The sequence below is a fragment of the Sphingobacterium sp. B29 genome (assembly GCF_001952815.1).
Classification (GTDB): domain Bacteria; phylum Bacteroidota; class Bacteroidia; order Sphingobacteriales; family Sphingobacteriaceae; genus Sphingobacterium; species Sphingobacterium siyangense.
The window spans coordinates 4,715,777-4,742,470 of the sequence record NZ_CP019158.1 but is presented as its reverse complement, the minus strand read 5'-3'; the positions used below and the strand labels follow the sequence as shown (position 1 = coordinate 4,742,470).

Annotated in this window: 13 protein-coding genes; 9 read left to right on the top strand and 4 right to left on the bottom strand. The window is 42.2% G+C overall.

All coding sequences use genetic code 11. From position 1 onward, the window contains the following. Window positions 1-141: 141 nt before the first annotated feature. Together BV902_RS28205 and BV902_RS28200 are read right to left on the bottom strand one after the other, a co-directional pair. Window positions 142-972, bottom strand: coding sequence for a PA14 domain-containing protein (locus tag BV902_RS28205; RefSeq protein WP_237241753.1), 831 nt, complete (start codon window positions 970-972; stop codon window positions 142-144). A 5-nt stretch (window positions 973-977) separates the two neighbouring features. Then, complete coding sequence (locus tag BV902_RS28200; RefSeq protein ID WP_237241751.1) at window positions 978-2,432, bottom strand: beta-N-acetylhexosaminidase; 1,455 nt, start codon at window positions 2,430-2,432, stop codon at window positions 978-980. 262 nt (window positions 2,433-2,694) lie between these two features. Here BV902_RS28200 and BV902_RS20425 point away from each other — a divergent pair, with 262 nt between their 5' ends. The 6 genes from BV902_RS20425 to BV902_RS20400 all read left to right on the top strand — a co-directional run bounded on the left by BV902_RS20425 (window position 2,695) and on the right by BV902_RS20400 (window position 17,345). Continuing rightward, a complete protein-coding gene (locus BV902_RS20425) occupies window positions 2,695-6,801 on the top strand; it encodes a hybrid sensor histidine kinase/response regulator transcription factor (protein ID WP_157626147.1) in 4,107 nt (1,368 codons plus the stop codon). 329 nt (window positions 6,802-7,130) lie between these two features. Next, window positions 7,131-10,253 (top strand): SusC/RagA family TonB-linked outer membrane protein, encoded by a 3,123-nt coding sequence (locus tag BV902_RS20420; protein WP_075993523.1) that lies wholly within the window; start codon window positions 7,131-7,133, stop codon window positions 10,251-10,253. Window position 10,254: 1 nt separating this feature from the next. Then, window positions 10,255-12,105 (top strand): RagB/SusD family nutrient uptake outer membrane protein, encoded by a 1,851-nt coding sequence (locus tag BV902_RS20415; RefSeq protein ID WP_075993522.1) that lies wholly within the window; start codon window positions 10,255-10,257, stop codon window positions 12,103-12,105. 12 nt (window positions 12,106-12,117) lie between these two features. Next, window positions 12,118-12,795, top strand: coding sequence for a DUF3823 domain-containing protein (locus tag BV902_RS20410; protein ID WP_075993521.1), 678 nt, complete (start codon window positions 12,118-12,120; stop codon window positions 12,793-12,795). Window positions 12,796-12,904: 109 nt separating this feature from the next. Further along, window positions 12,905-14,818 carry a family 43 glycosylhydrolase gene (locus BV902_RS20405; protein ID WP_075993520.1) on the top strand — a complete coding sequence of 638 codons (1,914 nt, stop codon included), beginning with the start codon at window positions 12,905-12,907 and terminating at the stop codon, window positions 14,816-14,818. A 28-nt stretch (window positions 14,819-14,846) separates the two neighbouring features. Then, complete coding sequence (locus BV902_RS20400) at window positions 14,847-17,345, top strand: sugar-binding domain-containing protein (RefSeq protein ID WP_083663834.1); 2,499 nt, start codon at window positions 14,847-14,849, stop codon at window positions 17,343-17,345. Window positions 17,346-17,589: 244 nt separating this feature from the next. Here BV902_RS20400 and BV902_RS20395 read toward each other — a convergent pair whose 3' ends face one another. Together BV902_RS20395 and BV902_RS20390 are read right to left on the bottom strand one after the other, a co-directional pair. Next, window positions 17,590-18,288, bottom strand: a complete 699-nt coding sequence (locus tag BV902_RS20395) for a type 1 glutamine amidotransferase domain-containing protein (RefSeq protein WP_075993519.1) — start codon at window positions 18,286-18,288, stop codon at window positions 17,590-17,592. A gap of 131 nt (window positions 18,289-18,419) precedes the next feature. Then, window positions 18,420-18,995: a Crp/Fnr family transcriptional regulator gene (locus BV902_RS20390; RefSeq protein ID WP_075993518.1), complete on the bottom strand. Its 576-nt coding sequence runs from the start codon at window positions 18,993-18,995 to the stop codon at window positions 18,420-18,422. Window positions 18,996-19,664: 669 nt separating this feature from the next. Between BV902_RS20390 and BV902_RS20385 the strand changes: the two genes are divergently transcribed. The 3 genes from BV902_RS20385 (at window position 19,665) to BV902_RS20375 (ending at window position 26,356) form a co-directional block, all read left to right on the top strand. Beyond that, the gene (locus BV902_RS20385) at window positions 19,665-21,017 is read left to right on the top strand and encodes a MutS-related protein (RefSeq protein ID WP_075993517.1); all 1,353 of its coding nucleotides are present in this window, start codon (window positions 19,665-19,667) and stop codon (window positions 21,015-21,017) included. 116 nt (window positions 21,018-21,133) lie between these two features. Beyond that, complete coding sequence (locus BV902_RS20380) at window positions 21,134-23,431, top strand: GH92 family glycosyl hydrolase (protein ID WP_075993516.1); 2,298 nt, start codon at window positions 21,134-21,136, stop codon at window positions 23,429-23,431. 81 nt (window positions 23,432-23,512) lie between these two features. Beyond that, window positions 23,513-26,356 carry a hypothetical protein gene (locus BV902_RS20375; RefSeq protein WP_157626146.1) on the top strand — a complete coding sequence of 948 codons (2,844 nt, stop codon included), beginning with the start codon at window positions 23,513-23,515 and terminating at the stop codon, window positions 26,354-26,356. Window positions 26,357-26,694 lie beyond the last annotated feature (338 nt).

Sequence of the window (26,694 nt, the reverse complement as noted above, 5' to 3'; positions counted from 1 at the left end):
AGTAGCAGGGGCATATCGTCTTTTTGCGAATATGTTATCCCTAGCTTCGCGTTAGACCAGAATCTTGTCGGATAAAAAAATCCCCAGTGCCTATTGACTGCACTGGGGATGGTATCACTGCTATTTTATGTCGATTTTTTTTTAATCCTTTTTATGGAAAAAAGACGCTTTGGGAATATCGATCACTTTTGAATCATTGACATTGTATTGAAGTTTTAAAGTGAAACCTCCTCCAGCTTCAAGGAAATCTACAGCAATTGGGTGGTAGCCTGTTTCTAGCGCAATCTGTCCGCTTTTCATAATCGGTGCATGCTGCCCGTCATTATCAACGACAAGCTGATCATGGATCCGCAGGACACCACCATCATCACAAGTAAAATAGAAATTATAGATTCCTTTTTCTTTGACGTAGAGGTATCCTCTTATTTTTGCACCAAAAGAAGGCATTTTGATGGTATCGCTTAGCGCTACATTGTTAATCACTTCCTGACGCACTTCGGGACCCGAAATGGCAGAAGTATTGGTAAAAGTTCCATTGAAAAATGTTGCCGTAAGACCCGGAACCACCGTGCTTTCATCAACTTTTATACCCTTTTTCCAAGTATCATTTTTAAAATCAACCTGATAGAGCTCACTTTTTGCACCCGAAGGCGAGATTGTCGCAAAACGAATAGGGCCTTCTTTTTTAACGACAAGAGAGCCGTTCAGCACTGCGCTTTGCTTTGTTGGAAGACTACCATCGGTGGTATAATGTATTGGATTTTGGGGAAGTTCATTCGAGACTTTTAGTGTAGATTGTCCGTCGACAATTACCTGTGTTTCGGCGAAACCGTTGAGGTCTGGCATACGATACCGTAAACCCATTTTGTTCCAGAGTCCAAAGTGTGCAATCACTCGATTTCTATAGCTATCATACAGGGATTTGTTGGTCCATACGCGTTCCGATAAAGCACTTAAACGTGGGAGGATCATAAACTCTAACCGCGCGTTGAGGGGATCATTTCTGTCCAGATATTGGCTTGTGCACCTTGGATCAAATGTGCTTTTTGGCTGGATATATCCGAAGGTACCACGCTCATATTGTACACGGCATCTAGGCTGCTGCTATTTGGAAGGTAATCAAAATAAAGCGGATTTGTAGGTGTCATAACGACCCTGTGACCACGGTTAACAGCTTCCATAGGTGCATTTTTTACCCAACCACGCCAGTACATGACCATCATGCTGGTATCGGAACTGCCGTCCAATATTTCATCCCAGCCGATACTCTGTTTATTTTTTGAACGGATAAAATTGTTCACTCTTTTGACGAAATAACCTTGCAGATCATGTAAGTTAGGTATTTGCTTTTCTTTCATAAAAGCCTGCGCAGCTGCTGATTTTGACCAGGAGTCTTTTTCTACCTCGTCGGCACCAATGTGAATATAATGTGATGGGAATAGCTCAATGATTTCGCTTAGTACATTCTCAACAAAAGTATAACTGCTTTCTTTCCAGGGGCTGATCGGTACAGAAAATTGTTTTCCCCAGCCCGCGGACTGACTGTCCAATAGGAGTTCGGGATAGGCCTTTGTAGCTACCATCATATGCCCTGGCATATCTATTTCCGGAATGATTTCTATTTGTCGGCTGCCCGCATAAGCTACAATGTCCCTGATATCCTGTTGTGTATAATAACCGCCATATTCTTCCTTTCCGTTTGTTGTGCGGATCAATTCCTTAGGCAGATTAAAGTCGGGATTTTCCTTGGCTTTCACAAAGCAGGCAGAATCCTGATTGTTATACGTCCGCCAAGCCCCTTGTTCGGTTAGTTTGGGGTATTTTTTGATTTCTATGCGCCAACCTTGATCGTCTGTCAGGTGCAGGTGAAATTTGTTAAACTTGTAGGTTGCAAGTAGATCGATAAATTTATAAATATAATCTTTTGGAAAAAAATGACGGGCTACATCGAGTTCGACACCTCGCCATTGGAAAGCTGGCTCGTCTTTGACCGTTACATAGGGGAGAGCAAGCTTAGCTGTTGTTCCTGAGAGTAAATATAATTGCTGGATTGTTTGTAATCCATAAAATGCACCCTTTTCAGATGCGGCGATGATCTGGATACCTTTTTGATCTATGATCAATTCATACCCCTCATTTGAGAGGCCTTGATTTTTAATCAATTGCAACGTAGCGCTGGCTTTCTTTACGTTTTTTTTGTTCAGTTTCCCGAATAGGGAATGGTCGATCCATCCCGATAATGATTTAGAAGATAGGGCTGGATCAATATAGTAACCCAATTCTTGACCCTTTAGCTGAAAATGGCCTGGCTTAGCCTCCAATTGCTGCGGAAATGGAATGAGTTGAGGAAGTGCATTTTTTTGTTGCGCAAAATTTAGTGTCGGCAGGTACAGGGCACAGGATAGGAGTAAGGTTGAGAAGATTTTATTCATGAACGTGTTTTTTGTGATTCACAAGTGTTATTAGATTTTGTTGCAATATACCAATATTTCAGGTATTGGTAGGTAATTTTAGTTGATCAATATTCCGTGAGATTATGCACGATATTCCTCTTGGTACTATTATAAATGTTTGTTTGACATTTATATATTTATTCTTATCTTTAACTTGAAAATAACCTTTATTTGAATGGGCCTATGTTGTGTTTATATCCTGAATATTTTCATTGTATAGTTGTTGTGGTGCTCAACAATTTTGCAAAAAGTTGCAAATGGATTGGGGCGAATGATAGTCGGCAAAGGATCCCATTCAAGAGAACAGGTTGGTGTTGTTAACTTATTTGGTGGTGGCGGAGCTATGAAAAATTTTCTCATTATTATTGTTTTTCTTTGGCAGTTGGCCTATGTTTATGGACAGCCCAACAATGCCCATTTTTTTTCCCTTCAAGATGGCTTAAGCAATCAGCAGGTACTGGATATCGTGCATGACGATGAAGGATTTATGTGGGTAGCCACAGAGCTGGGGCTGAACCGTTATGCGGGAAAGTCTTTTAAATCATATTATGCCGCCGATAAGCAGGACGGTCAATCGATCAATAGCAATGAAATTAATACGTTGCTGTATGCAGACAGGAAAGTGTATATCGGAACAAGGTCCAATGGGCTGAATGTGCTTGACCTAGGCACAAATAGATTCAGTTATTATACACATGATGCAGCTAATCCAAAATCCATAGCCACGAATGATATTACGGATATGATTGAAGGCAAGGATGGGAAATTGTGGTTAGCGACCTACCATCAAGGGGTGCAGCATTTTGATCCGGTAACGGGAGAATTTAGTCATTTCAATAAAAAGAATTTTCCGGGTCTTCCCGAAAATAGCATTTGGTCTCTGGCCGAAGATCAAAAAAGAATGCTTTACATCGGGCATGTTAACGAAGGTTTAACAATAATGGATCCCATTAGCCATTCTTTGAAAAGACTAACTAATCACAATACCTCCGGACAATTACCAGATAATGAAATTAAAGTTTTGTTTTGTGATCAAGCCGGCAATATGTGGATAGGGACCCGAAAGGGGCTGGCTGTGTATCATCCAGCTTCCGGTAAACTACAGCAGATTTCTTTGGCAGGATTGGCAAAAAATGGAAATGAACCTTTTGTATATGCGATTAAGGAAATTGGCCATACATTGTGGATAGGCGCCGAATCGTCGCAACTCTTTTTATTGCAGCCGAGCTATGGTTATGATAAGCGTATTGAAGCCGTACAGCATGTAGAGCGTTTTGATCTGGGGAAAGGCAATAATACGATGGTTCAGCATATTACTCCCGATCGGTTTGGAAACGTTTGGCTAGCGTTATATGGTGGTGGCTTGGGAGTTGTGAGTCATATAGCCCCCTTCTTTAGTTTCTTTCCATCAGACAATATGCTGCCGGATCGACTGGCAACAGTGAGCAATGTATTGGTGGGGGAAAATCGGACAATACGTTTGGCGACTGAAGGTTCAGGTCTGGTCGAAATGAATGCGGAAGGGCGTTTATTGAGACAGATTACCAAAAAGAATGGTGGGGCAGACGATTTCCTGCTAACAGCTTTTAAGGACCAGCATCAACATGTTTGGCTCGGATTACGTAAAGGTGGAATTGCCGTTCAATATGCTGGATCGTCCGTTTGGAAAACCATTGATTTAGGTGAGCCTGTGACGGAGGTACGCGCGATTTATGAGGACCATTTGGGACAGATCTGGTTTGCAGCACATCAAGGGGTATTTATATATGATGAAGGAAAGGGGCATGTCCAGAAGCTTTTGATCAACAAACCAATGCTTGGCGATTATGCGCCCCGAACGTTGATGGAAGATGGCCAACACAACATGTGGGTCGGAACTTATGGGCAAGGACTCTATGTTTACGATCCTCAGCATAAACTGCTTCGAAAAATGGACAAGGGTAATGGCTTGCAAAATAACACGATTAATCATTTGTTGCGGGATAGAAATAACAATATCTGGGTGGCTACAAATCAAGGACTGGCTGTACAGGAAGCGGGTAAGAAGATTGGTGATCTGTCTCTATTGATGCCTCCGGGAGGGAATGCATGGCTTTTTGTCAATGGACTCGCAGAAGATCAGACCGGAAATATTTGGTGTTCGACCAAATCGGGGATGTTACGCTATGTCCCGAAAGAAAGACGTTTTCTACAATATGACCAGTCTTTCGGTTTGCCTTTGGGAGGTTTTATCAATGCAAGTGTAGGAAAAGACAGTGAAGGTCGACTGTATTTTGGGATGCAGGAAGGAATGTGTTATTTCAACCCAGCCACAATCCCGTCCAATTTACCAACCTCGCCCCTAAGTATTAGCCGATTTATTGTTTTTCGATCCGGAGAGTCCGGTACGCAGGTCGATAAATATCCCTCGCCGACAAAGGCGATTGAACTCAATTATGATGAAAATAGCTTTCGTATCGAACTTGCTGTTATGGACTTTGCTCTAGACGGTTTGGTCGAGTTTGGCTATAAATTGCAAGGGCTTAATAATGACTGGATTTTTCTGGGAAACGAGACCAACCTCGATTTTCGTAATATACCCTACGGTGAACATGAGTTGCTGATTCGTACCCGGATGAAAAATGGGCAATGGTCGCAGGACTACCAGCATCTATTGATCAACATTGCGCCACCTTTTTATCTCAGTTTATCCGCCAAGATCGTGTATCTGCTCCTTGTGCTGCTAATTGGATATATTATCATTTCTTTCTATTTCAAAAAAATGAAAGCCGAATCCGAACTAAAACTGAAAGAGCGGCAACATGTGCAGGACGAACAGTTACATGCAGAGCGCCTAAATTTCTATACGCATATAACACACGAGCTACGGACACCTTTGACGTTGATTCTAGGCCCCCTTGACGACCTGTCCCAAGAGCAGCAGCTTACTGAAAAACATCGCGAACTGGTTCAGACGGTACAGAAAAGCGCTAATAGACTCTTCACATTGGTCAACCAGTTGTTGGAATTTAGGAAGGTAGAATCGCAGTTTAAACCCTTTGTGCCCGAAGCTGGGTCTTTGGGAGAAATGCTCGCAGATCTTGCCCATAAATATAAAACATTGAATCACAAACCTGGTCTTCGGGTGTTGTCTGAACTCCCTGTGAGGGATTCACGTACGCTATTTGATGCTGAAATCGTACAATTGATCGTCGATAATTTATTGTCGAATGCCTATAAATATACCGAGTCAGGTTATATTAAACTAAGCTTGCATTACGAAGAATCGGATTTGGACCATTGGGCGGTGTTGTCCGTAGAGGATACAGGAGTAGGTATTGACAAAGAAGATATCGGTAGGATTTTTGAAAAGTATTATCAGGTTGCGGGTACAGGTACTCAGGGTACGGGTATTGGTCTGGCTTTGGTGAAAGAACTTGTGGCGATCCATCATGGAAAGATTGATGTGAATAGTACATTTGGCCTTGGTACCACCTTTACAGTAAAATTGAAAACCGATCGATTACCTGTTGAGAATGGCGAGCAGCCTGTTTCTTCGCAACGTCCGCTAGTGCTATTGGTTGAGGATGATCTGGAACTTCGTGAATATCTGGGAAGTACCTTGCAAAGACAATATGACGTGGTGCTCGCCGAAAATGGAACTTTAGGCTATCAAATGGCGATGGCTAGGGTGCCCGACTTGGTGATCAGTGATATTATGATGCCCGATATGGATGGTTTTCAGCTTGTAAAGCAATTGAAACAGGAACGTAGTACAAGTCATATCCCACTGTTGCTATTGACAGCAAAAAATACCGATGCAGATCGGCAGAGAGGTTATGATCTGGGGATAGACTCCTACCTGATCAAACCAGTTACAGCAGCTTTACTTTTCAAACGTATTGACAATCTATTGAGCCGACAGAAACAGATCAATGAACTGATTTTGGAAAGTTTAAATTCAAAATCATCTTTTTCAACTACCAATATAGGACTAGAACAAAAGCCTACGGAGGAACTCTGGCGTGAAAATGAATTTGTTCAGGATTTTATGCAGATTGTCGAACAGCATATGCAGGATGAGGTATTGGATGCTGCTGCCCTCGCTGATCGCATGAATATGAGTCAGTCTACCCTTTATCGGAAATTGAAAGGCATCACAGGGAAAAATATCAATCAACTCGTACGTAAGATACGTATCCATAAGGCGGCAGATCTACTTCGGACCGGGAAGTATAACGTGACTGAAGTGTCATTTATGGTCGGAATCAATAGTGCGATTTATTTTCGACAATGTTTTAAAGAGGAGTTTGGCCAGCTACCTTCCGAATATCAACGATCCGACAATAAAGCTCGCGTAGTGTATTAAAACAATCCACATCAGATAAGTATGCCCCTACTATTTCAACATAGATAGGGGCATAGTTTTTTCGTAGATCAGTTTGAGAAAAAAAACATAAAATATGCCTTAAATATATTTAAAAAGCTGTTTTTGACTAAAAAATATATGTTTTTTGACGGATTTGTGTACGATAGAATGCTGCAAAATCGGCTAAGTTTGAGGTATTAATCCAATTATAAATCTAGGTAGGGGTGGCAACGATGCAAAAGAAATAACCAAAGTAGACCGTAGTTTACCATCATATTGTCTTGTCCGGCTAGATTGTATTATTTACTGTTTAATTCGTATTGAAATTTATGAAAAACTTAAAGATTGCTTCTTTTTACACCATGTTGAGCGTGATGCCAACATTGCTGTATGCGCAGGAGAAGGTTACGGGACAAGTTTTCAACAAAGCAAACGAGCCTATCGTTGGTGCGAGTGTACTCCTCCTGGAAGGAGGTAAGGGAACCTCAACAGACAAATCGGGGAAATTTGAGCTGAATGCTAACAAAGGAACGCTCGTCGTGTCATTTGTTGGGTATAAGACTCGTCGAATTCCATTGGATGGAACAACAAATTTAAAAATCCAGCTCGAGGCCGATGAAAATGTATTGGAGGATGTCGTCGTTGTTGGTTATGGTAAACAGTCCAAACGTAATATTACAGGGGCGGTAAGCAATATTAAATCAGAGGATATTGTACGGTCATCATCGACGACGACTGCTGGGGCTTTGGCAGGAAAGGTGCAGGGGATCTCAGTGCGTGCCAAAGACGCGCGTCCCGGTCGTGGTGCAGCGATCGAAATCCGGAATATGGGCTCGCCTTTATATGTAATTGATGGGGTTGCTTATGGAGGTCAGGAAGGTACTGATTGGGTTGGTACACAGAATGGCTCCGGCGCAGATATCTTTAATTCGCTGAATCTAGAAGATATTGAGAGTATCTCTATTTTGAAAGATGCCGCCGCAGCAGTATATGGATTCCGTGCTTCCAGAGGTGTTGTATTGATTACCACCAAAAAAGGCGCAAAAGGAGAAAGTGCAAAAATCAATATTAATGGCTACCAAGGCTGGCAAAATTTGACACGTTTTCCGACCATGGCAAACGCTAAACAATACACACGTGGATTGGTTGAGGCCGCACAGAATGAAAACCGCGACCCGAGGACGGTATATACGCCCGAGGAGTTGGCGAAATGGCAGGCAGGGACAGAGCCCGGCTACCAAGGCTATGATTATTATGACATGGTGATCCGTAAGAATATTCCACAGCGATACATCAATGCCAATGTTACCGGTGGAAATGAAAAATCCAATTACTTCCTGTCATTGGGCCACCTCAATCAGGATGCAATGATCAAGGATTTCAATTATAAGCGAACCAATTTCCAGGCCAATATGGAAGCTGAGGTACTCAAAGGACTTACTGTCGGGACGCAGATTTCAGGAAGACATGAGGGCACACAGGATGTTGGCTTACCAGGTGGGGATGGATACTTCTCGTCTATTTTGGCTATTATGAAAAATAGGCCGACTGTAGGTCCCTACGCAAATGACAATCCGGAATATATCAATCATACCAATGATTTTCCCTATAACCCGGCTCTCTTTAGTCGCGATATTGCCGGCTATAAAGACAATAAATACCTTGCTGGAAATGTGAATCTCTTTGCGGCCTATAAGACAAATTTTGGTTTGTCGGCAAAAGGAACTGTTTCTTACAACTATACCAACAATAAATTTGAAGGCTTCCAATATACCTATGATGTATATCGGTACGAAAATAATGCCTATAAGCGTACTGGTGGAAGTGATGCTGGCTGGCGTTACGATACCACGAGGGAGATTGTTTCTCGCTTTGCACAGTTCCAGATCGATTATAACAAGCAGATCGGCGATCATACTTTCGCGGGAATGTTAGGCTATGAGCGTTCAGATTGGGACCGGACGTATAAGGCATTGGGCGCAAATCCTTCAAACAATTATATTCCGTTGTTAAGACTGTCGGAGCTCAATAGTTTGGCCGATGAATGGGCTTACGAGGCTCGGGCTGGATATATTGGCCGTATCAACTACAACTACAAGGGCAAGTATCTTCTGGAGGTACTGGGCCGTTATGATGGTTCCTTTAAATATTATGAAGGTAAACGCTGGGGATTGTTTCCAGGAGCATCGGTAGGTTGGCGTATTTCGGATGAAGGGTTCTTTAAATCCTTAAAATCTGTGGTGAGTGACCTTAAAATCCGTGGTTCGATCGGACAAACAGGACTTGAAGAGGGCGTGGGAATGCACGATTACCTTGCCGGGTATAATTGGGCGGCTGGAAGTGCTGTCTTAGACGGAGCTTATGTGCCCGGGGTACAGCCTAGAGGTTTACCAGTTCGCAACCTCTCCTGGGTTAAAAACACCAATTATAACATGGGTATCGATGCGACACTGCTGAAAAATAAGCTGACATTGACGGCCGATATCTTTAAAATTATCCGTACTGGATATCCTGGCAAACGGTACGATGTCCTATTACCAGCCGAAATCGGTTATGATCTTCCCAATGAAAACCTCGGTAAGAACGGCTATTATGGAGCCGAAGGTATCATTACCTATACCGATAAGGTCGGTGAGCTTAACTATGTTGTCAGTGGGAATATGACTTTTTCACGTTATCGTGACCTAGAAACCTATAAGCCTCGTTTCAGTAATTCGTGGAATGAATACCGTAACTCGATTGAAGACCGCTGGGGCGGAGTATGGTGGGGATACCAAGTAGTTGGACGATTTCAGTCGGAAGAAGAGATCCGCAACCATCCGATCAATAATGATGGTCAGAACAATAGGACGCAACTTCCTGGTGATCTGATTTATAAAGATGTAAACGGCGATGGGGTTATCAATGATATGGATCAGCGTCCGATCGGTTATCCGACGGGTTGGGCACCGATGATGAGCTTCGGTGGTCGGATAGGACTTGACTGGAAAGGCATCAACTTAAATATTGATCTGGCCGGTGGTGCGGTGCAATCCTGGTTTCAGGATTATGAATTACGTAATGCCTTCCACGGTGGGGGTAATTCTCCAGCCTATCTACTTGAAGATAGATGGCATCGCAAAGACCCTTATGATCCAAACAGTGAATGGATTCCGGGACGCTACCCTGCGATTCGTAATGGCAACTCAGGTCCCAATAGTCGAAATAGTGATTTTTGGTTGACCAATGTACGTTACCTGCGTGTCCGCAACCTGGAGCTTGGATACAATCTGCCAAAAGCATGGATTCAAAAGATAAAGGCCGAAAAAATACGGTTCTACGTTAATGCCTCAAACTTGATTTCTTTTGACAATGTCAAAGACTACCAGATTGATCCTGAGATCGAAGCGAGAGCAGCAGTAGTATATCCACAGCAAAGGGTATTTATGGTTGGATTTAATATGACTTTTTAACATGAAACTACGATTTAAACTTACATATATAGGAGTTGCTTTATTGACCTTGTCCTCGTTGAGCAGCTGCAATCACGACGATTGGTTTGACCGGGATTCAAAATCATTGATTACCGATGCACAGCTTTGGAATGACCCGAAACTGTTAACTTCACTCGTCGCCAATTATTACGACAGAATGCCAACGCTACATGGTGTTTTCAATACAGGAGGAATGACCGAATTGGATGATGCCATGTGGTCGGGACATCGCGATCAAAACTGGCGTAATGATTATCAGTTTGGTGACGATTACGGTCGCTATTGGGATTATGGACTGATTCGGGATCTGAATCTTTCCCTCGAAAATATCGATCAATTCAGTACACAATTGTCTGATGCACAACGTAAGCAGTATAAAGCCGAATTACGCTTCATCCGGGCCTTTGTTTACTTCGAACTCGTCAAACGCATGGGCGGCGTACCTATCGTTACAACCCAGCTCATCTATGACTTTAGCGGTGATCCAACACCATTGCAGGTAGCACGTGCCAAGGAGTATGAAGTCTACGATTTTATTTACAAAGAATTGGAAGAGATCAAGGAAGATCTTACCGTCTATAATGCCAGTAAGACCAGAGCCAACAAGTATACAGCATTAGCTTTGGAAAGTCGGGCAATGCTTTATGCGGCATCCATCGCGAAATATAATAATCTAATGGCCTCACCGATAACGACTGCCGGAGGAGAAGTGGGTATTCCAGCCAATATGGCGACGGGGTATTATACCAAGTCGCTGGCTGCTTCCAAGGAAATTATGAATGGTCCCTATGCGCTTTACAATGAGAATGCCGATAAAGGTGCCAATTTTTATGATATGCTCAATAAGAAAACTGGTGCCGAAGTCATCTTTGCCAAGGATTTTGTCACGAGTTTAAAAGTTCACCGCTTTGCTTATGACAATATCGTCAGAAGTCTGACCGAAGACAATGAGTCATCATCGACAATTTCTCCTTCATTGAGTCTTGTAGAAAGTTTTGATTATCTAGACGGTAGCAAAGGCACACTACATGATAAAAACGGCGCAGGAAATTACGTAGCCTATCAAAATATCAACGATATTTTTGCGAATAAAGATGCTCGATTGTTTGGGACGGTGATTTATCCGGGAACTTCTTTCCGCGGACGTGCTGTGAGTATTCAGGCTGGAGTGGCAACTTGGGGGACGAATGGAGCTTACCAGTTTACTGCAGCGCCACAACTGGGACAGAATTATGCGAGTGGTGGTTTGTGGACCGGCTTTGATGGACCGCTTTATGACGCACAGGACGTCAGCAACACCGGCTTCTATATCCGTAAATTTGTCAGCGATGCGCCGGCAGCCAGTACACGCGGTACATCAGCTGCTAACTGGTGGCCGTGGTTTCGTCTTGGTGAAATTTATCTCAACGCGTCAGAAGCTGCATTTGAGCTGGGACAGACCGTGGACGCAAGAACTTACGTCAATAAATTGCGCGAAAGAGCAGGATTTCCGGCCAATAGCGTTAGTAACCTAACAATGGATATTATCCGGAACGAACGACGTGTCGAACTTGCTTTCGAAGATCATCGTTACTATGATCTTAAAAGATGGCGTATTGCACATTTGGTGTGGGACGGATCGGAAAATGATCCCAACGCTGTTGTATATGGACTGTATGCTTATCGTGTCGTGCGTCCAGGGCATGCCGATGACGGTAAGTATATCTATGAACGGGTAAGACCTGCGCGTTTCAGAAAGGCACGCTTTTTCCGTATGGCCAATTATTATGCGTCCATTAGTCAGGATGTCATTAATAAAAATCCTAAAATAGTTAGAAATCCATTCCATTAATCTAGTTGTACCATGAAAATAAAATTTTTAAGCTTATTGGTAGCTTTTGCAAGCCTACTCGTTGTAGGTTGCAAATATGATAATTTTGAAGCCCCAAAATCAACGCTTTCGGGACGCGTTGTTTATGAAGGAAAGGCGATTGGCGTTCGGAATAATGGGCCTCAATTGGAATTATGGCAGGATGGGTATCCGCTTCGCTCAGCAATACCCGTATATTTTGATCAGGACGGCTCTTTTTCTGTTAGTCTTTTTGATGGCGAATACAAATTGGTGCGGAAAGGAGATTCACCATGGCTACAACAGGCAACCGATACGGTATTGGTGCAAGTGAAAGGCAATACGACAATTGATGTGCCTGTAACACCCTATTTCACGGTGACAAACGAGTCTTTTCAAAAAAATAATAACAGTATTACTGCTAACTTTACGGTTAATAGAATAGTAGGTACGGCAAATTTGGAGTTTGTGCGACTTTACCTCGGTAAATCTGTTTTAACAGATCAGGTACAACGCGAGCTACGTGTGGATGCCAATTTGGCTAATGTTGCTTTTGGTCAACCGACAAGTATCGTCGGTGAATTGCCGGACAACCTGAAAAACCTCGATTATGTGTTTGCCCGAATAGGGGTGAAAGCTACGGTATCTGGAGAGTACTACTATACGGCAGTTCAAAAAATAGCTTTAAAATAGGTGCTGATGGCAAGTAAAATTGCCGGATTACGAAGCCACGGGATTATATCCCGTGGCTTTCATCGATGCAAAAAAATGGTCTAATGCTTATTTATTCTACTAAACCTTCATGAAAAAAAACAAAATTTCAATCTTAGTTACCTTATTTTTAATACATGCTACATGCGGTGTTTTTGCTCAGGCTTATCGCAGCGGACCTACGGACAAAGATTTTGCAGGTTATTTATTTGCCTATTTCAAAGGTAATGCTGTCGCAGATGAAGCGGTTTGTTTTGCGATCAGCACAGATGGCTATACCTACAGAGCCTTAAATGAAAACCAGCCTATCCTGGATTCGAAGGTGATCAGCAAGACTGGTGGTGTACGTGATCCCCATATTCTCCGTGGCGAAGATGGGAAAACATTTTATATGGTGCTCACCGACATGACCTCCTCCAAAGGCTGGGATTCTAATCGGGGTTTGATCCTGCTAAAATCCGAAGACCTTGTGCATTGGTCTCATCAGGCAATCGATATCCAGCAGCGTTTCAAAGGTCAGGAAGCGTTGAAAAGAGTATGGGCACCACAGACTATATATGACCCTTCGGTCGGTAAATACATGGTGTACTGGTCCATGCAGCACGGAAATGGCCCGGATATCATCTACTATGCTTATGCTAATAAGGAGTTTACAGATTTTGAAAGCGAACCTAAAGTGCTGTTTCTTCCAAAAAATGGTAAATCCTGTATCGATGGCGATATTATTGCAAAGAATGGCTTGTTCTACCTTTTTTACAAAACTGAAGGACATGGAAATGGCATTAAGCTGGCGATAACCGATTCTCTGACTTCGGGAAAATGGATTGAACAGCCGGGGTATAAACAGCAGACCAATGATGCTGTGGAAGGATCCAGTGTCTTTAAACTCAATCAGTCGGATAAATATATCCTGATGTATGATGTCTATGGTAAAGGGAAGTACCAATTCTGCATCTCTGAAGACCTTGATCGTTTTAAAGTAATCGACCATCAAATTGACATGGATTTCCATCCACGTCATGGGACCATTATTCCTATTTCAAGACAAGAACTTTTGGACTTGACCTCCAAATGGGGGAAACCCAAAGATATAGAATTCGCATTCAGAAAGAATCCCGTTTTGGATGGCTTTTATGCCGATCCAGATGTACTCTATTCCAATAAAACAAAAAAATACTATATCTATCCAACGAGTGATGGTTTTGATGGCTGGGGGGGCTATTATTTCAAGACCTTCTCGTCTTCCGATCTCAATCAGTGGAAAGATGAAGGGGTGATTTTGGACCTGAAAAAAGATGTTGCCTGGGGACCTCGCAATGCATGGGCACCTACAATTACGGAAAAGAAAGTCAAGAACGATTATAAGTACTATTATTATTTTACAGCAGCGCAAAAGATCGGTGTTGCGGTGGCTGATTTACCTACCGGGCCTTTTAAGGACGCGGGAAAACCGCTGATCGATTTTAAGCCTGAGGGTGTCAATGGCGGGCAGGAGATTGATCCGGCGGTGTTTAACGATCCCAAATCTGGAAAAAGCTATCTGTATTGGGGAAATGGCTATCTGGCTGTTGCTGAACTCAACAAAGATATGGTTTCCATCAAAAAAAATACAGTAAAGGTACTCACTCCCGATAAGACATTCCGCGAAGGTGCCTATGTTGTCTACCGCAAAGGACGCTATTATTTCTTTTGGTCAGAAGACGATACCCGGAGTGAAAATTATCGGGTACGCTATGGAACTGCAACTTCCCCTGATGGACCGATCACTGTTCCAGCTAATAATTTAGTCTTACAAAAAGATTCTGCGAAAGGGATCTATGGCACTGGGCATAATTCGATTTTGCAGATTCCCGGTAAAGACGAATGGTATATTGTTTACCATCGATTCAATTATCCCAAAGGTATTGATATGGGCGACGCAGCAGGATTTAACCGGGAGGTATGCATGGATCGTTTGTATTTTGATGATCAGGGCAATGTGTTGCCTGTTGTTCCAACGCTTTAATCACTTGAACCTAATGCAAAAAAGTAAAATGAATAATCTCATAAAAAAACTATCCGTCTTAGCTGTTTCTATTGGTATGGGCATCAGTGGCCTATACGCACAGGCAGGATTTGGTGAAGCCGAAGCGATCAATTCAGACTGGCGTTTCCATTTGGGTGATATCGAGGGGCAGGCCAGCGCAGAAACGAAGCGTGGAGCTTGGCAGCAGGTCCGTTTGCCCCATGATTGGGGCGTAAAATACCCCCTCAGTCCAAGTTTAGCCAGCGCGACAGGCTATTTACCGGGTGGTATTGGCTGGTATCAAAAACAGCTCCTGATACCTATGGCAGATCAGGGCAAAAAAATATTTATCTATTTTGAGGGGGTATACAACCGAAGCGAGGTGTTTGTCAATGGCAAATCTGTTGGAAAACGCCCCAACGGCTATATATCCTTTTCTTATGATATCACGTCATATATTGAGTTTGGAAAAGAAAATACCATCGCTGTTAAGGTCGACCACAGTAAAAGTGCCGATTCAAGATGGTACACGGGATCGGGCATTTATCGTGACGTTTGGCTTGTAAAGGCCAATCCCTTGCATATTGATCAATGGGGAGTATATGCCTATCCCGAGCTAAAGCAAGGGAAAGGAATGTTAAATACCGAAGTGACCGTTGTCAATAGTACGTCCAACGGCAGTGCGCTTACCGTTGTGCAGGAGTTGATTGATGCCGCAGGGAAGGTTGTCGCTAATAAATCGGAGAAAGTAAAGATTGATGCTACCGCTAAAGCGACGATACAGCAGCAATTGACGGTTGCAAACCCTAAATTGTGGAGCTTGGATCAACCCAATCAATATACCTTGCGGACAAGCGTATTGCAAAATGGAAAGCAAATTGATCAGTCGGCAATCAAAACGGGCTTCCGAACTTTTACATTTGATCCAAACAAGGGCTTTGCTTTAAACGGCGAATGGATGAAAGTCAAAGGCGTATGCCTACATCACGATGCCGGTGTGCTGGGTGCTGAAATGTATACCGAGGTATGGCGTCGGCGGCTGCAGACATTGAAATCTTTGGGTGTCAATGCCATTCGAACCAGTCATAATCCGCAAGCATCCTCGCTTTACACCTTATGTGACGAGTTGGGGCTGTTGGTTATGGATGAGGCATTTGATGAATGGGAATTTCCAAAACGGAAATGGCTGCAGGGCTGGAATGTCGGAACGCCCGGTTTTGAGGGATCGTATGACTTTTTTGAAAGCTGGGGAGAGCAAGATCTTGCAGATATGGTCAAACGGGATCGCAATCACCTCTCGATTTTCGCCTGGAGTATAGGGAATGAAGTGGATTATCCAAATGACCCTTATTCACATCCTGTCCTTAACGGCGAGAAGAAGGAGGGTGGTTTTACACAGGCTTCGTATGGCGGATACAAAAAGGATGCACCAGATGCGATGCGATTGGGTGATATAGCGAAACGCTTGGTTGCGGTTGTGAAAAAATATGATAAAAGCAGAGCTGTTACAGCAGGGCTTGCAGGTGTGGCTATGTCCAACGAAACGGCCTATCCGGGGGCACTCGACATTGCAGGGTACAATTATACCGAAAGTCGTTATCAACTGGATCATCAGCGCTATCCAGCACGCGTGATTTTCGGAAGTGAGAATCGGCACGATCTTCCGGCATGGCTTGCCGTACGCGACAACAAGCATATATTTGGCCAGTTCTTGTGGACGGGTATTGACTATCTCGGAGAGTCGGGGCGTTGGCCTTCACGTGGATTTTATTCGGGACTGCTGGATTTCGCAGGTTTTATTAAACCGAGGGGTTATTACCGCCAATCGCTGTGGTCCGATAAACCAATGGCTTATTTGGGAACCTATCCATTGAAGGGCGCAGCAACGACTACCGATGTTTGGTCTGCGTTGGAATCCGAGCAAGGACAACGGAAAAATGAAGCGCCCTCCATGGATGCCTGGCCAATTTGGAACTATCAGGAGGGACAGCAAATCAGGGTGGTCTGTTACACCAATAGCCCTCAGGCGCGATTGGAGCTCAATGGTAAGGTTGTTGGCGAAGAGAAAAATTACGATGAGAAGACAGGTATCATCTTTTGGGATATTCCCTATGCAGCTGGTAAACTAGAGGTTGTTGGTCTGGACACGAATAAAAAAGAAGTAGTTCGGCACACTATCGAATCCAGTGAACGTCCGGCGGCGATTCAGGCGACGGTGATAGGAGGGAAAGCGATTGAAGGCGGTGGCATTTTGCAGGTCGCCTTGCAAGTGGTGGATAACAAGGGACTTCCTGTGGTCCTTTCGGAAGATGAAATCACCTGTGATATTGCTGGACATGCGCGATTACTGGGTATGGAAGCGGGGAACAATGCAGATATGGGCGACTATACCGATAATAAACAGCGCGTTTATCATGGAAAAATGATCGTGTATGTTCAGGCTTTGGGCAAATCGGGCGATACAATTAATATACGATTTACCTCGCCTTGGTTGACAATGGCAAACGTAACCTATAGCATAAAATAATTAACTCACTTGTCTTTATTGAACTTCTGAACTAAAAAAGCACCGGAAAACTCCGGTGCTTTTTTTATGCCAAAATCTTATAGGATGTCCATTCCACTATTGGAAAAATTACGGTTTTATATATTGCTCACAAAAAATATAAATCGGCCAAAGCCAGTTTGTACTTTGCTGCTACCTATATAAAAATCAACAAGGTTATTTCCTTTCAAGGAAATAACCTTGTTGATTTTTAGCTAATTGTTTATTATATCTTGCTCAATAGAGTAAACAAAGCTTTAGCAGTTTCTTCCGAAGACCCAGGGTTTTGCCCGGTAATGAGATGACCATCTTTGACTACATAACTATGCCAATCTTCCCCTTTGCTGTACTGACCACCCAATTTTACGAGTTCATCTTCCACTAAAAAGGGAACAACATCCGTTAGTTGAACCGCTTCTTCCTCGCTATTTGAAAATCCGGCAACTTTTTTGCCTTTGACTAGTGGCTGACCATTACTATCCTTGACATAGCGAAATACAGCTGGGGCATGGCATACGGCAGCGACAGGTTTGTTGTGGGCCCAAAATGATTCGATCAATGCAATGGATGTCTTATCGTTGGTTAAATCCCACAAAGGTCCATGGCCCCCAGGATAGAAAACAGCATCATAATCCTGCTCATTGATATGATCCAAAGGAATGCTATTTGCCAATTTTGTTTGAAGTTCCTTATCGGCATCAAAACGTTTGGTTGCTTCGGTTTGAAAATCCGGGAGTGCACTTTTAGGGTCTATCGGTGGCTGACCACCTTTAGGCGATGCGATTGTGACGTCCACTCCTGCATCTTGTAAAACATAGTAAGGTGCTGCAAATTCCTCAATCCAAAAACCTGTTTTTTCTCCCGTATCTCCCAATTGGTCATGTGATGTCAATACAACCAATACTTTTAATTTGTCTTTTTTCATATTAAATAACCAAGTCTGTTAAAAAATTATATGTTTAAAACGATAGTACAAAGTAGGGGATAAATTGCCAGAGCCTATGTGATATACATCACAATTTAGCGAATGGTTTTGCTTTTGTGATATAGATCACATTATTTGGCTTGGTATAGCCTGCTCAGTGTTTCGCGGGAAACACCCAGATATGCTGCAATCAAATGTTTGGGAATGAGATTATAGAGTTCGGGATATTGCTGCATGAGTTCCTCGTAGCGGCTTCGAGCATCGTTGTTCAGCAGTGACATTATTCTTTTTTGCAGCCCAATATATCCTTTATTGGAACGCCATCTAAAAAAGGTTTCAACTTCGTGAATTTCCTTACATACTTTTTCACGGTCTTCGTTCGATAAGCAAAGAGTGTCTGCATCGCTGACACAATCTAAATTGACCGTAGCTGGGCCTTGGTTATGCAATGCATTATAATCGGAAGCCCACCAGGTTTTTGTTGCGAACTGTAAGATATGCATCTTTTGTTCATCGTTGGTGAAATAGGTCTTTAAACATCCATTTAGCACAAAATACTCTTGTTCCACAAGGTCTCCTTGACGGATAATCATTTGTTTCTTTTTAAAGGAGATCGGTTTAAAAAAAGAAAAGAAGTAGTCGAATTGTTCGTCGTTTAACTGGACGGTTTTGTCGATATGTTGTCTCAGAATTTCACGCTCGGTCATAGCTAACAGTTACTTGATCGATTTAAAATTAAACAAAATCTCACAATGATAGCGAAGGCCTGCATCAAGTTCTCCTCAGATTCAAAATTAAGAAAGGAATAACACTACTTTTATAGGGGGGTAACAAGGGATTAGTAGGGGATATACCCCTGCTAACCCTTTGTTATACCCCTGCAATATATTAAGATAATATCAATTAGATTTTAACTTGTGCCCAAACAAAAAAGGACCTTGAAATACTTTAGCCGCGCTGCTAAATTTCCATGTTTAACCGGTTTAGTGATTTAGAAAAAATGATTTTTTTTTGATTTTATTTTGTTTATACAAAGTTATTTTCTATTTTAGTGTTGCCCATTCAAGGGCACTTTTCATAAAATAGGTTAATAATATGGCTAAAACACCCGGAGTACCCCATGCTTTCGGGTGTTTTTTTTGTTTTTTACCCTTCCGTTATTTCCTTGGATATGTTCAACTAAATTTAAATGCTTAAGAACCTATATCTTGCCTGATTGACTCATTAGGTATATATTTCAGTTTTAATATTCTAGAATAATCGCTAGTAATCTCATGATTATGAAAATTTATTTCGCTGTATAACGATTCTGCTACAGTGTTGCTAATTATAATGACTTTGAGTAAGTTTAGGGAAAGAGCCACAGTAAATAAATTATGTCCATCGTTGACAAACAGACTTTAGCAGATTTAAATGTTACCAATAGCAGGTATAAGGATATGATTGATTTTTTCGATTGTACAGTTACCGTAGGTGGGCGGGACATGTTGTATAGTTATTTTCTTAAACCTCTTTCCTCTAAATTGGAAATAGAAAGCAGACAGCATTTAATTCTTTTTATGCAAAAAGTTGAGATTTCGGATCTATTGGATAAGTATATGATGCAGGATCTTGAGCAATATTTGTCTCTGCCACAGGAACCCTATTCACCTTCTCGGACTACTTATTACCTGGAAATGGTGTCAACGAATTTTTTGTCTTTGGATTTTAAAAAACGCGAGATACTTGTAAAGCGATCTATTCACGAAATAGCAAAGATTACGGATGGTCTTGCTATTTTATTAGAATATGTAAAATCAGAAGGTCATACTTTAGCTATTCTCAAAGAGTATAGTAAACACATAGATTATGTTTTGGAAGATATCGATCGGGATGAATTTATACAGTTGCTGAATAACAAATTTTCTAAAGAGCTGATGATCAAATACGATTATCTTTTTAGAAATATAAAACGAAATGCAATACGTGAGATTTTCGATGTTTTGTATCATTTGGATGCCTTGTTCAGTGTAGCAAAAAGTATCAAAGGAAAGAATCTTGTATTTCCTCAGATTGAGGAAAAGACAGGGGGAGAGGATATGATCACCATACGTGGAGCTTATAATTTATTTATCGAAGATGCCATTAAAAATGATGTCGAAATCAATAAAGAAAATAACCTTTGGTATTTGACTGGAGCAAATATGACAGGAAAATCTACCTTGTTGAAGACAATTGGAAGCTGTGTTTATCTGGCACATCTTGGTTTTCCGGTTCCAGCAGATGCGATGAAAACAGTGCTTTTTGATGGAATATCGGCGACCATAAATTTAGGTGATAATATAAATGCAGGTGCAAGTCACTTTTTTAACGAAGTATTACGGGTTAAACATTTGGCGGAGTTACTGGCATCCGGTAAGCAAATGTTTATTCTCATGGATGAGCTATTCAAGGGGACAAACCATAGTGATGCTAGTGAAGCAACCCAGGAATTAGTTAACTGTTTGAAAGGATATAAGAACAGTGTATTCTTATTGTCCTCACATATTACAGAAATTTGCCCCATACTGTATAAAGATGGTATTGCGATGAAATATTTAGAGGTTCAGTTGGATGAACAGGAGGGGATTGTCTTTACGTACCGACTTTTGGATGGTGTTGCCGAAGAAAAGTTAGGCATGTGGTTATTGCGTAAAGAACGGGTATTTGAGATTTTAAGGAAATTTGATTTGGGAAGACAAAAAGAATGAGATTGATTATATTGTTCCAGTTTTATAGTCTTTGGCAAACTTTTGGTCGAACATAACCAATTGTCTGTATCTTATCGGATTCCGTAGACTTGACAAAGTAATCTAAACCATTTTTTATGATATCCCGTATTCAATTTAGTGTTGTTCTATTTTTTATCTATTTTAATTGCTATTCGCAATCTAAATACGTCAATCCGTTTATCGGTGCGGTTACCAGTGGTGAAAAAGCCGAAACCGGTGGGCATGGTTTCGGTAAAACTTTTCCAGGGGCAGCAACTCCATTTGGCTTAACACAGGTTAGCCCCAACACGATCACTGGTGGAGATAATGGTTCTGGATACAACTACGAGCATACCTCCATCGAAGGATTTGCCTTTACACAAATGAGTGGTATAGGCTGGTACGGTGATCTAGGTAATTTTTTAGTCATGCCGACCACAGGAGAGCTGAAAACTTCGGCAGGCAGTGCCGAACATCCGGAAAAAGGCTACCGCTCTCGTTTTTCCAAAAAAGATGAGAAAGCAGGTGCCGGTTATTATGAAGTGGTGCTTTCAGATTATCATATAAAAGCTGAAATGACCGCTACGCCGCATAGCGGTATGCTTCGGTTTACTTTTCCCAAACATAAAAAGTCGCGGATTCAGATCGACTTAGCGCGGCGAGTAGGTGGTACATCTACGGAACAATATGTGAAAGTGGTGGACAACCATACCATCCAAGGATGGATGAAGTGCACGCCCGAAGGTGGAGGTTGGGGAAATGGTGATGGGAAGGCAAATTATACGGTCTATTTTTATGCCCAATTTAGTAAGCCTTTTACCGATACAGGAGTATGGAGTTGTGCCCTTCCAGAGGGGCAAAAACGGAAATTGGAAGATGTCACAAGTGCCAGTTATCAAGAGATGGTTTCCAAATCTGTCGTCACAAAAAATATCGGCATTATGGAAGGTAAACATTTGGGGTTTTATACCGAATTCCCTACACAAGCAAATGAGCAGGTCTTAATGAAAGCTGGAATTTCATTTGTCAGTATGGAGGGAGCCAAAAATAACCTTGAAACAGAAATCAAAGATTGGAACTTTAACAATGTATTGAAGCAAATGCAGAAACGATGGGATGATGCATTAGGGAAAATCGAGGTTCACGGTGGGACAGAAGACGAGAAAACTGTTTTTTACACAGCTTTGTATCATTCGATGATCGATCCGCGAGATTTCTCGGATGTAGATGGAAAATACGTTGGCGGTGACGGACATATTCACCAAACGAAAGATTTTACCAAGCGAACAGTATTTAGCGGCTGGGATGTTTTTCGAAGTCAGTTTCCTTTGCAAACGATTATTAATCCGACTATCGTAAATGATATGATCAATTCTTTGGTGACATTGGCCGAAGAAAGTAAACAGGATTATTTAGAACGTTGGGAATTTTTGAATGCGTATAGTGGCTGTATGATCGGAAACCCTGCCGTATCAGTTATTACGGACGCCTATATGAAAGGGATATCCAACTTTGATGTAGAAAAAGCTTATAAATATGCGCGACAGACTGTTGAAAAATTTGGAAATGGAGAAAAGGGAACTACAGGAGAAATTTCAACGACATTGGAATACGCTTATACAGAATGGTGCCTGTCTCAATTAGCAAAACGATTAAATAAAACGGCTGATGTGGATTTAAATGCTCATCGTGCGCAAAGTTATAGAAACCTATTTGATCCCACAGTCGGCTGGTTTCGACCGAAAGAACAGGATGGTACATGGAGTAAATGGCCAGAAACGGGCCGCTTAACCCAAAATTATGGCTGTGTTGAGAGCAACCCTTATCAGCAGGGATGGTTTGTCCCTCATGATGTGGATGGACTTGCAGGCCTTTTGGGTGGTAAGCAAAAAACCATCGCGGATCTCAATAGTTTTTTTGAACTCGCTCCGCAAGATATGATGTGGAATAATTATTATAACCATGCCAATGAACCGGTACACCATGCACCCTTTTTGTTTAATCGTTTAGGAGCGCCATGGCTCACGCAAAAATGGACGCGTGAAATTTGTTCACGTGCCTATCATAATTCAGTTTATGGTCTGATAGGTAATGAAGATGTGGGGCAAATGTCAGCATGGTATGTATTGGCGGCATCTGGATTACACCCTATTTGTCCGGGTGACACACGCTATGAGATTACAAGTCCTGTGTTTGATACGATCACCTTTAAACTTGATCCCAAATATTATCCTCGGACACAGTTTGTAATCAAAACAGAAAATAACTCGCCTGAAAATCGCTACATCCAAAAGGCTGAACTTAATGGCATCTCTTATAATAACTGTTTTATAGATCACAATGAAATTATGCGAGGCGGAACCTTGGTGCTATTTATGGGTAAAGAACAGAATAAAGAATGGGGGGCTCAGTAAAATTGTTGAAAGCAAATAAAATCAAAGTTTTAAGCAAGTATCTGAAAGTCGCATCAGTAAATGTTTTGGCAAAATAAAAAGATGAATTACTTTAAAAAACAACTCTATATCCTGTGTCTATTGGGCTTGTTGGGCCAGGCAAAGCAGAGCTATAGTCAGCAGCTGCCGCTATTTAGCAAAGAAAGCAACAGCCTGTCTGGAGACTGGCTAATAGGAACTCCCCAGGCGAAAGCAGGACTTTTCAAGACGAAAGAAGGTCATTTGGTCTTTTCCAATGGTTTGGTCAGCCGTACATTTACGACTTTTCCAAATGTAGCCAGTATTGGTTTGGATGAATTGACTGGAAATACAGCATTTCTACGGTCGATTCGACCTGAAGCCAGCGTAACAATCGATGGGTTTACCTTTGATGTCGGCGGATTGGAAGGACAGAAAGTACATAATTATTTACTGAAAGAATGGATCCCGAGTTTAAAGGCAAACCCCATGGCTTTTAAATTCCATGACTATAAAATTGAAGATACAAAACCCCGTTTTGGTTGGAAAAAGAGACCAAACTGGATGCCTAAAGATATGCCTTGGCCTGTCCCGGGCAAAGAGCTGACATTTACCTATACATTGGATCAGCAGGTGATCGATGCGCTTGCCGCAAAGAATAAAAGTGACCAAAACAGGGCATTGCTGTTGGAAGATAAATTTCAGCATCTAGATTCCGGATGGAAGTTGATGGTTTCAAAATCACATGAGCGTAATTCCTTTGTCAATGAAGGAAAAGTGGGCGAAATTATGGCACTTGAAAATGCTGCTGTGTTCGCTGAAAGAACAGTTCCTCAAGAGGTAAAGGTACTCGTAGCCAAGATGAATAAAGGTACTGATCAATCCAACGATTGGGGATTGGGTTTTGGACTAAGCCTAACGAATAGTAATCCCAGACTTTATTGGAGAGCAAGCGAAGGCAAGGTTGTTTTTTTTGATGGCAAACGCGATAACGGAACTTTCGAAGTTGGTAAAGTAGATCAGCTATGGTTTAGATATGAAATAGCCGATAAAGAATTATTGGCACAAGCCTCTTTGGACGGACAGCAATGGCGTACTGTTGGTCATCTTCCACTAAAGTCGGGTGACAAGATACAACTGGTTCGTGTAGGAAAAATGGATCCAAACGGCGGGAATAAGGATGGTAAGGCTTCGACAAAGGAAGGGCGCTCCAAAATAGAAGGTTTTTGGGCATACGGTGATTTTCCATCCCAATTTGCAGGCGATCTATCCAGTAAACTTGCTTATATGAAAAACATTACGGTACAGGTTCATTATGATCTTTATGATGACATGCCGATCTTTAGTAAGTGGATTACCGTGCAGAATCAGTCGGACCGGGAAATTGTGGTTAATAGCTTTAAGAGTGAGCAATTGGCTGTATTTGAGCCCGAAAGTTCGGTAGATCATAGAAGCCGTTGGTTATACCCTAATATCACGGTGGAAACAGATTATACATTTGGCGGTATGAGCGATGAAATCGTTTATTCCTCGAGTCTGGAGTGGAAAAAAGACCCGCTATATACGACACAGGTCCACTACGACCGGGAGACACCCTGTCTGTTGGAAGTTGCACCTAAAATGGGACCTGAACAACAGGTTGCTGCCGGTGGAGAATTTGCAAGCTATCGGGTTTGGGAGCTGTTGAACGATAGCTGGGAACGCGAACGTAAGAGCCTTGGATATCGAAAAATGCTGCGCTCCATGGCGCCATGGGCAACTGAAAATCCAATATTGATGCATGTACGGAGTTCGGACAACGAGTCGGTAAAAAAGGCAATTGATCAAGCATCGGAAGTTGGTTTTGAAATGGTGATTATGACCTTTTGGTCTGGATTCAATGCCGAAGATGATTCTCCCGAAAATCTCAAGCGTATGAAGGAGCTTGCTGACTATGCGCATAGCAAAGGAATTGAACTTGGAGGCTATTCGCTCCTGGCTAGTCGGCATATTGATGCTAAAAATGACGTTGTGCTACCTGAAGGCATGCATCCTCGCTTTGGAAGTTCACCCTGTATTGAGAGTGAATGGGGCCAGGCTTACTTCAAAAAGCTGTATAACCTGTATGAAAGTTCGGGATTGGGCGTATTTGAGCACGATGGATCTTATCCTGGAGATTGGTGCTATTCCACCGATCACCCCGGGCATCATAATGAAAAAGACTCACAATGGAATCAGTTTAAACGGATCACTGATTTTTACAAATGGTGCCGTGAAAAGGGAATCTACCTGAATATTCCGGATATGTATTTCTTGAATGGCGGAAACAAAGTCGGGATGGGCTACCGTGAGGCGAACTGGTCGCTTCCGAGGGCACAACAGGAGATTGTGGAAAGACAGAATATTTTTGATGGTACCTGGGCAAAGGCGCCGTCTATGGGCTGGATGTTTGTTCCTTTGGTAGAATATCAAGGTGGAGGCAAAGAGGCAACGATCGAGCCTTTGAAGGATCACCTACCGCATTACGAGCAACGCTTGGCCAATCTATTTGGCGCAGGTGTACAGGCCTGTTATCGTGGGCCACAGCTTTATGACTCCCCAGAAACAAAAAATGTAGTGGCCAAATGGGTGAATTTTTACAAGAAACACCGCGAAGTTTTGGACAGTGATATTATCCATGTAAGACGTCCTGACGGGATGGATTATGATGCTATTTTGCACGTGAATCCGGCGGGGAAAGAAAAAGGATTACTAATGATCTATAATCCATTGGACGAAGCGATAAAACGAAAAATTAAGGTCAACTTATACTATACCGGACTGACAGGAAATGCACAAGTGGTTGAGCAAGATCAGAACAGCAGCATAATACCATTAAATGCAGCCTCAGAAGCGATCTTTGAGGTCAATATACCGGCAAAAAGTCAAACTTGGTTCGTCATTAAGTAAGCCGCTCGGCAAACATTTCGGATCAAGACTTCAATTTTTTAAAGAGTCTTCTCATCACAATGATGAGAAGACTCTTTTTTGGACTTGACTTACATGTTATTTTGTGTGCGACTTTATCTGATTGACAAGAGTTCACCACATGTGTCTTTTCCGATCAGGTTTGTCGTCGTTTACGCAATGGGATAAGCCATGCTATACGTTATTCAATATGGAGCAATTTTTTGTGCTGTTGCGAAGAATGGCGCTTCCATTGGAGAGCCTTTTAAGAATAAGTCAGATAGGATCGCAAAAGAAGAAAACTCGTTTATTGTCAGTTTTGGACTTAATTAAAAAGGTTC